This is a genomic window from Methylobacterium sp. 1973, assembly GCF_040545035.1.
Classification (GTDB): domain Bacteria; phylum Pseudomonadota; class Alphaproteobacteria; order Rhizobiales; family Beijerinckiaceae; genus Methylobacterium; species Methylobacterium fujisawaense.
This window is the reverse complement of the sequence record NZ_JBEPLA010000019.1, coordinates 1-12,833: the sequence shown is the minus strand read 5'-3', so window position 1 is coordinate 12,833 and position 12,833 is coordinate 1. Positions and strand designations below refer to the sequence as shown.

Sequence of the window (12,833 nt, the reverse complement as noted above, 5' to 3'; positions counted from 1 at the left end):
GTCCCGACCCAACTGCGACACCAGCCTCACTCGGCCGGCTCGAAATCCTTCACCTTGGCGCGCAGCTCGTCGACCAGCACGCGGGTGTTTTCGGAATAGTCGATCGGGACCGCCACGAGGTGGACGCCGCCCGCCGCGAAGGCCCGGTCGAGGGTCGGCACGAGGTCGTTGACCGACTCGACCCGGTGGCCGGTGGCCCCGTACGACTTGGCGTAGAGCACGAAGTCCGGGTTGCTGAAGGTCATCCCGTAATCGGCGAACTTGTCGACCGCCTGCTTCCAGCGGATCATCCCGTAGGCCGAGTCGTCCAGCACCAGCACCACGAGGTTGAGCTTGAGGCGGACCGCGGTCTCCATCTCCTGGCTGTTCATCATGAACCCGCCGTCGCCGCACACCGCCATGACGCGCCGGTTCGGGTAGAGCATCGCCGCCATCATGGCCGAGGGCAGGCCCGCGCCCATCGTGGCCAGCGCGTTGTCGAGGAGCAGCGTGTTGGCGACGTAGGTCCGGTAGTTCCGGGCGAACCAGATCTTGTACATCCCGTTGTCGAGGCAGACGATGCCGTCCTCGGGGATCACCCGGCGCACGTCGCGCACGAGCCGCTGCGGCGTCACCGGGAACCGGTCCTCGCCGGCCCGGTCGGCGATGTGGTTGAGGATGTGCTCGCGCAGGTGGAGCAGGGCGCCGGCGTTGGGGAGCTTGCCGTCGAGTTGGTCGGCGAGCAGCTTCAGGGTGGGGCCGAGGTCGCCCACCACCTCGGCGTCGGGATAGTAGACCTGCTCGACATTGGCCGGCATGTAGCTGATGTGCAGGACCTTCTGGTCGTGCTGGCCCATGAAGAAGGGCGGCTTCTCGATCGTGTCGTGGCCGATGGCGATGATCAGGTCGGCCCGGTCGATCGCCTCGTGGACGTAGTCGCGCTCGGAGAGCGCCGCCGTGCCCATGTAGAGGTTCGTGCCGCTCGCCACCGTGCCCTTGCCCATCTGGGTGGTGAAGAACGGGATCTGGGTCCGCTGCACGAAGCCGCCGAGTTCGCCGGTGGCCCGGGGGCGGCTCGCGGCAGCGCCCAGCATGATCAGCGGGCGCTCGGCCTTCAGGATCATGGCGGCGGCGCGCGCGATGGCGGTGGGATGGGCCACCGGGATGTCGATCGGGTGCGAGGGCACGAGGTGGGCCTCGGCCTCCTCGGCCGCGATGTCCTCGGGCAGCTCCAGCAGCACCGGGCCCGGCCGCTCCTCGGTGGCGACCCGGAAGGCGTCGCGCACGATGGTGGGGATCGAGGAGGCCGAGACGATCTGCCGGGCCATCTTGGTGATCGGCTTCATGGAGCTGATCACGTCGACGATCTGGAACTTGGCCTGCCGCGACGACAGGATGCCCTTCTGGCCGGTGATGATGATCATCGGCATCGCGCCGAGATGGGCATAGGCGGCGCCGGTGGAGAAGTTCAGCGCGCCGGGACCCAGGGTCGAGAGGCAGACGCCGGGGCGGCCGGTGAGGCGGCCATGGGTGGCGGCCATGAAGCTCGCCGCCTGCTCGTGGCGGGTCAGGATCAGCTCGATCTTGGAGTTGCGCAGGGATTCGACGACGTCGAGATTCTCCTCGCCGGGAATCCCGAAGATTCGGTCGACCCCCTCGTTCTCGAGGGCGGCGACAAGGAGATCTGAACCCTTGGGCATGCGAAGTCTCGCTGATGCAACGGCGTTCCCGGAACGCCCCGTCCACTTCCGGAACTCTGATCGCGACGCTGTGAACGGCCCGGCACCCGGAAACGCCCCGCGAATACTCGGTTCGTTAGAGGGCTCGCCTATAGAGTGGTCAAGGGCCGTTCGGGCCCGGGACGTCACAGAGCGGGGCCGATGCTACCGTATGGAAATCGCTCCCGGCTCGGGGGGGAGACCCGTACGGCCGCGGCCGCCCTGCATGCCGCGATGGGACATCGATGGATCGCATCGAGAGCGACAGGACTGCCCCGGAAACCGGCGTCTCCGACGCCCCGGGTATGGACTCGGTGCTCGCGCCGGTCGCGGAGTTTCCGCGGATCGACCTCCGCGTGGGCGTCGAGGCCTGGGACAAGCGCCGCAAGGCCGGCAAGCGGCTGCGCGCCGAGGTGCCCCATGCGAGCCAAGCCACGCTGGATCCCGGTCCGGACCGGCCCGACCCGATCGCCCTGATCGAGGCCGCGCATAAGGGCCGTCAGCCGCATCTGATCCCCTTGCGGGTCGCCCGGATGGCGTCCTCGCCCTTCGCGTTCCTGCGCGGGGCCGCCCATGTCATGGCCTGGGACCTGTCGCGCGGGCCGCGCAGCGGCATCGACGTGGTGATGAACGGCGACGCGCACACGGACAATTTCGGCCTGTTCGGTACGCCGCAGCGCGACGTCGTCCTCGACCTCAACGATTTCGACGAGGTCACGATCGGCCCGTGGGAATGGGATCTCAAGCGCCTCGCGGCCGGCCTCGCGGTCGCCATCGCGGATGCGGGCGCGCCGGCGGCCGAGCGGCGCGCTTCCGTCATGGAGGCGGTCTCCGGCTACCAGCACACGATGCGGCGCCTGGCGCCGCAGGGCTCCCTCGACGTCTGGTACCAGACCACGCGTGCCGACGCGCCGCACATCGCCGGATTGCAGATGGATGCCGAGGCCCGGGCCGTGGTGCGGCGGGCCGTCGACAAGGCGCGGCGGCGGAACAACCGCAGCCTCCTCGCCCAGGTCGCCGAGCGGCGCACCGACGGCAGCTGGCGCCTGCAAACCGATCCGCCGATCCTGACGCCCGTGGACGAGGCGACCCGCGAGGGCGTCGTCACCGGTCTGGAGCGCTACGCCGAGACCCTGCCGCGGGAGCGGCGCTTCATGCTCGACCGTTACCACGTGGTCGATGTCGCCCATCGGGTCGTCGGCGTGGGCAGCGTCGGGACCCGCGCCTACCTGGCGCTGCTGTTCGGCAATTCCGACGCGGACGCACTCTTCCTCCAGGTCAAGGAGGCGGTCCGTCCGGCGCACGCGCCGTACCTGCCGCGGGTGCCGGCGCCCTTTTCCGGGCACGAGGGCGAGCGCGTGATCTACGGCCAGCGCCTGCTCCAGGCGGTGGGCGATCCGCTGCTCGGCTGGACCAGCATCGCGGGCCGCCCGTTCTACGTCCGGCAGATGAAGAATCTGAAGGGCGCGATCCCGCTGGCGCGGATGTCCGGCGCGCCGCTCCTGACCTTCTCGTACGCCTACGGCACGCTCCTCGCCCGCGCCCATGCGCGGACCGGCGATGCGGCGGCGATCGCCGGCTATTGCGGCAGCGGCAAACACGACGACCTCTGCGCGGCGATCGCCGACTGGGCTGCGGCCTATGCGGAGCGCAATGCGGCCGATTTCGCGCTGTTCCGCGCGGCGATCGCGAGCGGCCGCCTGGAGACCGCGGACGATCCCTGCCTGTGAGCGCCGAGCTGTGAGCGCCGAACTCAGAGGATGCCGGGGGCCGGCGGTTCGTGGGCCAGCCGGACCAGCAGATCCCGGAGCCAGCGATGGGCCGGGTCGTGGTCGTACGAGGCGTGCCACAGCATCGACACGGCCACGTCGTCGAGGGGCACCGGCACGGGGCTGACGCTGAGCGCGAGAGCGTTGGCGAAGGAGGTGGCGAGCCGGGCGTGCATCGTGGCGATCACCGGCGCCGCCCGGACCATGAACGGGACGACGAGGAAGCGCGGGGTCGTCACCGCCAGGGTGCGCGAGCGGCCGATCAACGCGAGGGCGTCGTCGACCACCCCGTGGGCGGTCTCGCGCAGGGACGTCAGCACGTGGGGGAAGCGCAGGTAGTCGTCCAGCCCGATCGGCGGCTCCAGGCCGATCAGCGCGGCGTTGAACAGCACCACGTAGCTGTCGCGGTAGAGGAGGCGCTGCTTGTGGTGGAGCTGCCCCTCGGAGAACAGGCCGATGGCGAGATCGACCTGGTCGGCGTCGAGTTCGTCGAGGATCCGGGTCCGGTCGACCGAGCGCAGCAGGAGCCGGATGCCGGGCGCGTCCCGGCGGAGCTGCGCGATCAGCCGCGGCCCGAGCAGCGCTTCGACGCTGTCCGGCAGGCTCACCGTGAAGCTGCGCTCGACGGTGGCCGGGTCGAACCGCTCCTCCCGATGCACCAGCGCCTGCACCTGCCGGAGGGTGGCCCGCAGCGGCTCGGCGATCTTGAGGGCGCGGGGTGTCGGCCGCATCCCGTCCGGCGCCCGGGTCAGGAGTTCGTCGTCGAACAGGCGGCGCAGGCGGGCGAGGCTCGAACTCATCGCCGACTGACCGATCCCCACCCGTGCGGCCGCCCGCGTGACGCTGCGCTCGTCGAGCAGCGCATCCAGTGCGACCAGCAGGTTCAGGTCGATCCGGCTGAGATCGATATGGTCAATGGCCACGGGCGGCGCGATCGATGAGGATTCGGACCGCCGACATAGCAGACGCGGCCGCTTCCCCGTCATCCCGGTGTTGCTGCGCGGAGCCCGGGATCCGGACGCGCCGACCGCGGCACCGGATTTCCGGCGCGCCCGCGGCGCCCCGGAATGACGGCTCGGCGGCGGGCGGGAGTCCGCGGCGGACAGGCCCTGTCCCGCCTGCCGCGCCGCCCGCATCTTGACAATGTTCCTATTTTGTGCTTCCTGTCCGCGGCGGCCCGGGAGCGATCCCGGGGCGTCCTTCGGGGACCCGCCCGGTGGCTGACCGGGCGGGTCCGGGGGCGGGGCGGCGCCCGCGTCGGTGGCTCTCAGCCGCCATCGCCCCGGGCGGCGGACCGGTGCGGGGCGTGTCTCGGAAGCGGGCGTGAGACCGGGCGGCAGTTTGCCCGGCGGGGTCGAGGAAATGCCCCCGCGCCGACCCGCCTCTGGGCCGACCCTGAGCGACCTGCGGACCCGCCCACTACGAGGCGGGGGGCGGCTGGAAGGCCACGGCGCTGATGCGGGTTCCGGAGGTGCGGGCACGGCGTGCCTGGGCCTCGCCCGAGACCGCTAACAGGGAGTCGCAGGACCGGGGCGCTGGAGACGCCGCGACGAGAAAGACGGCACCGGCCGGGGGAGGCGCCCGGTCGATGCCGCGGGGCGCCGCGGGGATCGGATCCCGCGCGACTTTGGCCGACACCTGGGTTCCCGCGGCGTCCCGCGTCCCTCGTGTTCGCTCCCGGGCCATGCCCCCGGCGCCACCGGCGCGCGGGGACGATAACGCACATCCGAAGCCGGCCCCGCATCCCGAGGTGCCGGAGCGCGGCGACCTCGGGAGAGCCCTCCACAGGTCGCGCGCGTCCTGGAAGCCGCTTTCGAGGCCCGCCGGCGCGGGTACTTCAGGATGCGGCGCCGGGCGGGAGCGGTGTTCCGCGCCCCCCGATCCTCAGGCGGGCAGCGGCTCCCGCGGCTCGGTGTGATCGAAGAGCCGGGGCGGCGCGATCGCGTCCCGGGCCCCCATCCGGGCGACGAGATGATCGGCGACCCGCAGGGCGTTGGCGATGATGGTCAGCGTCGGGTTCACGGCGCCGATCGACGGGAAGAAGCTGGCATCGGTCACGTAGAGGTTGTCCAACTCGTGCGCCTTGCAGTTCGGATCGAGCACCGACGTCTTCGGATCCTCGCCGAACCGCAGGGTCCCCGCCTGGTGGGCCGTCCCGCCGATCGGGACGTTCTTGCCGAGATAGAGCGAGCGGTCGAACAGGTGCGGGTGGATGTCGGTGAAGCTGCAGATCTCGCGCAGCTTCTGCCGGAGCCGCTTGTGCGCCTCGACGTTCGTCTCGGTGAGGTCGAGATGGACCTTGCCGTCCTTGTAGAAGATCCGGTTCTGCGGGAGCGGCACGTCCTCCGAGGTCAGCCAGAAATCGACGGAGTGCTTGGCGATCCAGTCGAAGGGCTTGTCGGGGAACCATTGCAGGAAGCCCGGCAGGCCCTCGCCGTGGATCTGGGCCCCGTCCGATTTGCCGACCATCTGGATGTGGCCGAGGGGGAACTCCCAGCCGTCCTTCGGGTCCGGATCGCCGAAGTAGAAGTCGTTGAGGCCGAGCGTCTTCTGGAATCGGGTCGGGTTCGGGACCTTCGAGATCGCCAGCACCGTCGAGTTATTGTGGCGCATGTAGTTGCGCCCGACCTGGTCCGACCCGTTGGCGAGGCCGTTCGGGTGTCGGTCGCTGGCCGAGCGCAGCAGCAGCAGCGCCGAGGAGAGGGCGCCGCAGGCCACCACCACGAGGTCGGCCGAGGCCTCGAAGGGCGCGCCGTCGCGCGCGCCGACGATGCCCGTGACGGTGCGGCCGGAGGTGTCGGTGACGAGGCGCTCGACATAGGTGCGGGTGAGCAGCGTCAGGTTCGGGCAGTCCCGCAGGGCCGGGTCCACCACCATGGTCTGGGCATCGGACTTGCCGTTGGTGGGGCAGGGGAATCCGTCGAAGGATTCGCACTTGATGCAGGGCGAGGTCGGCACCGCGCGGCCGTCCTTCTCCACCAGCCGCACGCCCACCGGCAGGTGGAACGGGTGGTGGCCGGCCCGCTTCAGGTTGTCGAACAGCTCCTGGATCCGCGGCTCGTGCGCCACCGGCGGATGGGCGTAGGGCTTCGTCGACCAGGGCTCGGTCGGGTCCTCGCCGCGCAGCCCGTGGACGTGGAACAGCTCCTCGGCCGCCTGATAGTACGGCTCGAAGACGTCGTAGCCGACGGGCCAGGCCGGCGCGACGCCGTCCTGGTGGCGGATCTCGGAGAAGTCCTTCTCGCGGAGGCGGAAGAGGATCGATCCGTAGAACTTCGAGTTCCCGCCGACATAGTAGTGAAGGCCAGGGTGGAAGCTCTTGCCGTCGGAGGAGTACCACGTCTCCTTGGCCTGGTAGTAGCCGTCGACGATCACCGCCTGACTGTCCCAGTTCCGCGGCTCCCGCAGCAGGTAGTCGCCGCGCTCGACCAGCAGGATCCGCTTGCCCGTCTGGGCGAGGCGCCACGCCATCGTGCCGCCGCCGGGACCGGACCCGACAATGATGACGTCGTAGTGCTCACCGGGCATGTCGCGTCTCCGTCCGGACCTGCGTCCTGGCAGGCAACTCGCGAGCCGCTTTTCGGATCACCTCACGGTTCCGTTAAGCGCGCGCGGCGTCCCGGGCTCCGCGAAGTCTGCAACCGGCGGTTAAGCGCCTTTCCCAACGCGGCCTTCAGCTTCGGCTGCGATCCTGCGGCGGACCGGCCTGAAGCCGGGGAGGCCGGAATGATCGACATGATGGCGCCTATCCTGGCGCTCCTGACAGCGGCCGCGCTGGGCCTCGGCCTCTGGCGCGTGCGCGGAACGCGGCGCGCCGAGCGCGAGACCGAGCGGCTGCAGGACCGCATCTGGCGGATCAGCGAGAGCGAGGACCGCTATCGCGCCCTGGTGGCCGCCACCACCGAGATCATCGTCCAGCGCGATGCCCGCGGGCGCATCACCTACGCCAACGAGGATTTCGCCCGCCTGCTCGGCCGCGAGCCGATCGCGCTGATCGGCTCTCAGGACGATCTCGAGATCCTCGACCGCAACGCCGTGGAGATCGGGCCGGACGGGGTCCGCCGCCTGGAGGCGCAGGTCCGGGCGGCGGACGGGCGGGCGCGCTGGTTCGCCTTCGTGGAGATGCCGGTGGCGCACGGCGACGCGACGCACTGGCTCCGCGCGGGCCGGGACGTCACCGCGCGGGTCGAGGCGATCCGCAGCCGCGACGCGGCCCTGGAGCGCGCCGAGGCGGCGAGCGTCGCGAAATCCCGCTTCCTGGCGACGGTGAGCCACGAGATGCGGACGCCGCTCAACGGCATCCTGGGCATGGCCGACCTCGTGCTCGGAACCGAGCTGAACCCCGAGCAGCGCACCTACGTGGAGGCGGTGCGCACCAGCGGCCAAGCGCTGCTCGGCCTGATCGATGGGGTCCTCGACTTCTCGCGGATCGAGGCCGGGCGCCTCGACCTCGCGGCCGAGCCCTTCGACCTGCCGGCCCTCTCCGAGGGCGTCGTCGAGCTGCTCGCGCCCCGCGCGCAGGACAAGGGGATCGAGATCGCCCTCGACGTGACCGAGGACTTTCCGGCCGCCGTTCTGGGCGACGCCGACCGGGTGCGGCAGATCCTGATCAATCTCGCGGGCAATGCCATCAAGTTCACCGAGCGGGGCGGCGTCGGCGTCAGCCTGAGCTTCGTGCGGACCGCAGCCGGCGGCGAGGTCGTGCTCGCCGTGGCCGATACCGGCCCGGGCATCCCGGAGGAGAGGCTGCCGATCCTGTTCGAGGAGTTCGAGCAGGGCGACGGCAGCGCGAGCCGCAGCCATGAAGGCACCGGTCTGGGTCTCGCCATCACGCGGCGTCTGGTGACCCGCATGGGCGGCCGGATCGAGGCGGAGTCGCGCCTCGGGCGGGGTTCGACCTTCCGGGTCCTGTTGCCGCTGGCCGAGGTGGCCGGCATCGATGACGGCGGACGGGTCCCATTGCCGCCGCTCTCCGCGCGACGCTGTCTGATCGTCGCCGACTCGCCGTTCCAGGCGCCGTACCTCGCCCGCAGCCTGTCCCGGGCCGGAGCCGCCACCGTGATCGTCGACAGCCTCGAGTCGGGTCTCGACGCCCTGTCGGGCGCCGCCTTCGACGTGGTGCTGGCCGACCGGGCGCTGGGCGACGGTGCCGTGCGGCAGATCGCCGATGCGGCGCGGGCCTGCGGGGTTCGCACGAGCCTCGTGCTCCTCTCGCCGTTCGACCGGCGCGGCTTCGGGGCGCCCGGTGCGGCGGGCTTCGACGGCTACCTGATCAAACCGGTCCGCCCGCGCTCCCTTTTCGAGCGCCTGCTCGCATCGACGGGCCCGGTCGAGGCCGCAGCCGCCCCGCCCGAGGCCCCCTCGCATACCGGCAGCCACCTTCGGATCCTGCTGGCAGAGGACAATCCGATCAACGCCCTGCTGGCGACCCGGGCGCTGGAACGCCTCGGCGCCACGGTGGTCCATGCGGCCGACGGCGTCGAGGCCCTCGAGCGATTTGAGTCGGACGGCCCCTTCGACCTGGCGCTGATCGACGTGCGGATGCCGCGCCTCGACGGGCACGAGACCGCCCGGCGGATCCGCGCGGCCGAATCGGGCTGCGCGCACCGGCTCCATCTCGTCGCACTGACCGCCAATGCGGGCCGCGAGGACGAGATCGCCGCCCGGGCGGCCGGCTTCGACGGGTTCCTGGCCAAGCCGCTCAATCTGAAGCTGCTCCCCCCGCTGCTGGAGCGCCAATCCGCGCGCGCGGCCTGAGGGCGCGCGTTGACAGGCGGGCGAGTCCCGCGCCAACAGGACGCCCATGTCGACAGCCAGCCCTCTGCCGCCCGCACCGCGCTCGTCGAGCGGCGCGCTTGCCGCCTGGGGCATCGCGATCCTCGTGATCGCCACCGTGCTCATCGGCGCCCTGGCGCCCGCCCGTCACCCAGCACCGCTGCGCTCGGCGGCCGAGGATCCGGCCTGCCTCGAATGGAGCGACGGCTGCAAGGTTTGTCAGCGGCTCGCAGACGGCCCGGCCTGCTCGCTCCCCGGCTTCGCCTGCCAGCCCGGCGCGCTGCAATGCCTCCGCCGCCGCGAGGGCTGACGCGGCACCCGCGCAGACCGGCCGATCCGGGCGCCTCGGCGGAGCGGCTCAGAAGTGCGGGAGGACCGGTCCTGCGTTTCGCGCCGAGCCCGAATGGACGCCTGCACCTCGGCCACGCCTACTCGGCGCTTCTCAACGCGCAGTTCGCCACCCGGCTGGGCGGCCTCTGCCGCCTGCGGATCGAGGACATCGATCCGGCGCGCTCGAAGCCGGACTTCATCGACGGGATCGTCTCGGACCTCGCCTGGCTCGGGCTGAGCTATCCCGAGCCGGTGCGGCGTCAGTCCCGGTATATGGATGCCTACCGGACGGCCCTCGACGGGCTCGTCGGCCGCGGGCTCGCCTATCCCTGCTTCTGCTCGCGCGGGCAGATCCGGGCGCGGATCGCGTCTGCGGGCGAGGTCCCCTGCGATCCGGATGGCGTGCCGCTCTATCCCGGCACCTGCCGGCACGAATCTGCCGTGTCCGTGGCGGACCGTCTCGCCAGGGGCGATCCGCATACCTGGCGTCTCGACATGGCGGCCGCCCTGCGCGGCGCAGGCTCGACGCACGGCTACGTCGCCTTCGACGAGGCGGGCGAGCGCTGGATCGCGGCCGATCCGGGGCGTTGGGGCGATACGGTGATCGCGCGCCGCGACGTGCCGACAAGCTACCACCTCGCGGTGGTTCACGACGATGCCGCCGAGGGGATCACCCATGTGGTTCGCGGCCGCGACCTGGAGTCCGCCACCGACCTGCACGTGCTCCTGCAAGCGCTGCTCGGCCTGCCGACGCCGCGCTACCACCACCACCCGCTGCTGCACGACGCTGAGGGCGAGAAGCTGTCCAAATCGCGCGGCTCGCAATCCCTCGCCGACCTTCGGCAAGCCGGCCAGACCCCCGGGGACATCCGCGCCCGGCTCGGCTTCGCCTGAGCGATCGCCTCAGCGCACCGCCGCATCGCGCTGGGCGATGGCGGTGGCGCTCTTCGACTTCTGCATGGTGGCGTCGATCTGCTCCCGCTGACGCTTGAACTCGGCGAGCAGGCGCCCGTCGAGCTCCCGGCCGCGCGGGACACGGATCTTCATCGGATCGACGAAGTGGCCGTTGATGATCACCTCGTAGTGAAGATGGGCGCCGGTCGACAGGCCGGTCGAGCCGACATAGCCCACGACCTGCCCTTGCCGGACCTTGACGCCCTCCCGGATGCCGCGGCCGAACCGTGACATGTGGTTGTAGGTCGTCACGTAGCCGTTGACATGCTGGATCTCGACCCGGTTGCCGTAGCCCGAGGTCATCTCGGAGCGGATCACCACGCCGTTGCCGGCTGCCATGATCGGGGTGCCGATCGGATTGGACCAGTCGACGCCGGTGTGAAGCTTGGCATAACCCAGGACCGGATGGCGCCGGTAGCCGAAGCCGGAGCGCATGATCCCGTCGGCGATGGGCTTGCGCAGCAGGAATTTCTTCAGCGAGCGGCCCTGCTCGTCGAGATAGTCGATCGTCCCGTCATCCGGGGATTGGAAGCGATAGACCTTGCGGGTCTCGCCACCGAGCGTCAGCGCCGCGTAGAGAAGGTCCGGACGGTCGGCGCTGGCATCGTCGTCGGTGCTGTAGAACACGTCGAGCCCGTCGCCGCTGCTGATGCGGCGCTGGAAGTCCAGGTCGTAGCTGAACACCCGGACGATATCCTCGACGGCGGCCCGCGGCAGGTCGTGGCGCGCGGCCGTCTCGTAGAGGCTCTGATACAGCCGCGGCCCCGAACCGGAATCCGCATCCTCGTCTTCGCCGGGTTCAGCCTGAGCCTGCGGCTTGGGGGAGGGGGATTCCTCGGAGGGCGGCGCCACCGAGACGAAGGCGCCGCGATCGTTCAGGGCGGCGATGCCCTCGATGCCGTTCTCGCCATAGAGCACGACGCGGGTCACCTGGCGCGGATCGCCGGGATGAGGGCCCGGCGCGATCTGCACGCGCATCGGCTGGCCCTCGTTGAGGGCGGCCGTGCGGGCCTTGCCGCCGAGCGCCGCGACGATGCCGCGGATCGCGTCGTCGCTGGCGAAGCCGATGGCCTTGAGGGTCGATTCCAGGGTCTCGCCGCGCTTCAGCGCGAGGTCGCGCTCTTCGACGAGGGGCGCTTCATTGGGCTTGAGCTCGACCTTGGCGACCTTCGTGACATTCTCGGGGACGACCAGCACCTCGATCGCCTTGAACGGGTTGGCATCCTTCGGCGCCGTGCCGTCACCATCCCCCGTCGCGCCCTGCTGGAGCGTGCGCGACAGCATGATCTGCGGGGCGATCGGGATCGCGGCACGACGGCCCGCCTCGGCGGCGATGCGGCGCTCCTCCTCCACCTGCGCGGTGACGTCGTCGTCGGTGAGTGCGGGTGCGTTGGGGTCGACGGCGGCCTCAGCCAGATCGCGCTTCACCACGGTGACCTCGGCGCCGGGGGCATCGGCAGAGGCCTCGGGGGCACGCTCCAACGGTTCGTCGGATACGAACTTCATCGGATCGAAGCGGGGGGGCTCGCTCGCGTAAACGCCCGTCGTCATCGACAGGGGTGTGGTGAGCCGTACGAACGCCTTGGCCTTGATGATCTCGCGATCCCCGAGGCGGACCGTGACCGGCGCCCGGAAGCTCTGCTTGGCCGACGCGATCATCAGGTTGCGGATCAGTCGGTCACCCTTCCGGGCGATATTGGCGCCGCTTTCGCTCGGCTGCGGTCGCGGCAAGACCGTCGCCTTCTCGGGAATGGCCGCGAAGGACACGTCTCCCTGAAGGGAAACATGGAGGGCCGCCGCGATCAGGCCGGCCCCCGTCAGGCCGGTGAGGCTGCTGGCGCAGAGCCATCGCAGGTTGACGGCGCGACGGTCGATCTGGGTCGCCGTTGCGCCGAGATGATCGAGGGGCGCCTGAACTCCACGCGCCGGGGAGAGGGCGGCCACATCGCCGATCTTGAGTCGCTCGCGCTTCACTCGAAGGCCCTGAAAACACAACGGCGAACGGGCGTCCTCGCAGGACTCGAGGCGCTGAAGCCGAATCTGATGATGCCGGAAGCGGCATCTGTCCCTATGAACTCATCTCACGGCCCAGCGTGTCGAGATTGAGGCGCCTTGACCCCTGGCCGTTGGAGGAACCGACATGTTGGCCAAGGCCGGCGAGAACGGGAAGACGCGGCGGTTCGGAACGGAATCGCGAAACGCCGGTTGACGGGCCGAACCCGAGGGCCTATACCCCGGCTCATCGGCGCCGGCCGCGGAAGTGGACCGGGCGCTGAGGCATCTTCTGACAAGCGGCGGGATTGGCCGG

8 protein-coding genes are annotated in these 12,833 nt (G+C 70.8%); 4 read left to right on the top strand and 4 right to left on the bottom strand.

Annotation, left to right across the window (positions count from 1 at the left end):
• Nucleotides 1–26 precede the first annotated feature (26 nt).
• Nucleotides 27–1,679 (bottom strand): acetolactate synthase large subunit, encoded by a 1,653-nt coding sequence (locus ABIC70_RS25685; protein ID WP_053610259.1) that lies wholly within the window; start codon nucleotides 1,677–1,679, stop codon nucleotides 27–29.
• 263 nt (nucleotides 1,680–1,942) lie between these two features.
• On the opposite strand from ABIC70_RS25685, the gene ABIC70_RS25680 reads away from it, so the two are divergent.
• Nucleotides 1,943–3,427 carry a DUF2252 domain-containing protein gene (locus ABIC70_RS25680; protein WP_081948867.1) on the top strand — a complete coding sequence of 495 codons (1,485 nt, stop codon included), beginning with the start codon at nucleotides 1,943–1,945 and terminating at the stop codon, nucleotides 3,425–3,427.
• 23 nt (nucleotides 3,428–3,450) lie between these two features.
• Here the strand turns inward: ABIC70_RS25680 and ABIC70_RS25675 are convergent, their stop codons facing one another.
• On the bottom strand, nucleotides 3,451–4,389 hold the full coding sequence (locus ABIC70_RS25675; protein ID WP_182591493.1) for a LysR substrate-binding domain-containing protein: 939 nt from the start codon (nucleotides 4,387–4,389) through the stop codon (nucleotides 3,451–3,453).
• A 961-nt stretch (nucleotides 4,390–5,350) separates the two neighbouring features.
• Nucleotides 5,351–6,994 (bottom strand): GMC oxidoreductase, encoded by a 1,644-nt coding sequence (locus ABIC70_RS25670; protein WP_053608456.1) that lies wholly within the window; start codon nucleotides 6,992–6,994, stop codon nucleotides 5,351–5,353.
• 198 nt (nucleotides 6,995–7,192) lie between these two features.
• Here ABIC70_RS25670 and ABIC70_RS25665 point away from each other — a divergent pair, with 198 nt between their 5' ends.
• From ABIC70_RS25665 to gluQRS, 3 genes are read left to right on the top strand one after another with little or no spacing between them, the layout of a single operon-like run.
• Nucleotides 7,193–9,223: an ATP-binding protein gene (locus ABIC70_RS25665; protein ID WP_354441823.1), complete on the top strand. Its 2,031-nt coding sequence runs from the start codon at nucleotides 7,193–7,195 to the stop codon at nucleotides 9,221–9,223.
• Between the two features lie 46 nt (nucleotides 9,224–9,269).
• A complete protein-coding gene (locus tag ABIC70_RS25660; protein WP_354441821.1) occupies nucleotides 9,270–9,551 on the top strand; it encodes a hypothetical protein in 282 nt (93 codons plus the stop codon).
• Nucleotides 9,527–10,465, top strand: a complete 939-nt coding sequence (gene gluQRS, locus ABIC70_RS25655; RefSeq protein WP_354441819.1) for a tRNA glutamyl-Q(34) synthetase GluQRS — start codon at nucleotides 9,527–9,529, stop codon at nucleotides 10,463–10,465. The genes ABIC70_RS25660 and gluQRS overlap by 25 nt, the downstream gene beginning before the upstream one ends.
• 9 nt (nucleotides 10,466–10,474) lie before the next feature.
• On the opposite strand, the gene ABIC70_RS25650 is transcribed toward gluQRS, so the two are convergent.
• On the bottom strand, nucleotides 10,475–12,499 hold the full coding sequence (locus ABIC70_RS25650) for a M23 family metallopeptidase (protein WP_043757645.1): 2,025 nt from the start codon (nucleotides 12,497–12,499) through the stop codon (nucleotides 10,475–10,477).
• Between the last annotated feature and the right edge of the window lie 334 nt (nucleotides 12,500–12,833).

Excerpts from the sequence above, each read along its gene's own strand:
- ABIC70_RS25685 (WP_053610259.1), bottom strand. The coding sequence starts at position 1,679 with ATGCCCAAGGGTTCAGATCTCCTTGTCGCCGCCCTCGAGAACGAGGGG.
- ABIC70_RS25680 (WP_081948867.1), top strand. The coding sequence starts at position 1,943 with ATGGATCGCATCGAGAGCGACAGGACTGCCCCGGAAACCGGCGTCTCC.
- ABIC70_RS25670 (WP_053608456.1), bottom strand. The coding sequence starts at position 6,994 with ATGCCCGGTGAGCACTACGACGTCATCATTGTCGGGTCCGGTCCCGGC.
- ABIC70_RS25665 (WP_354441823.1), top strand. The coding sequence starts at position 7,193 with ATGATCGACATGATGGCGCCTATCCTGGCGCTCCTGACAGCGGCCGCG.
- ABIC70_RS25660 (WP_354441821.1), top strand. The coding sequence starts at position 9,270 with ATGTCGACAGCCAGCCCTCTGCCGCCCGCACCGCGCTCGTCGAGCGGC.
- gluQRS (WP_354441819.1), top strand. The coding sequence starts at position 9,527 with ATGCCTCCGCCGCCGCGAGGGCTGACGCGGCACCCGCGCAGACCGGCC.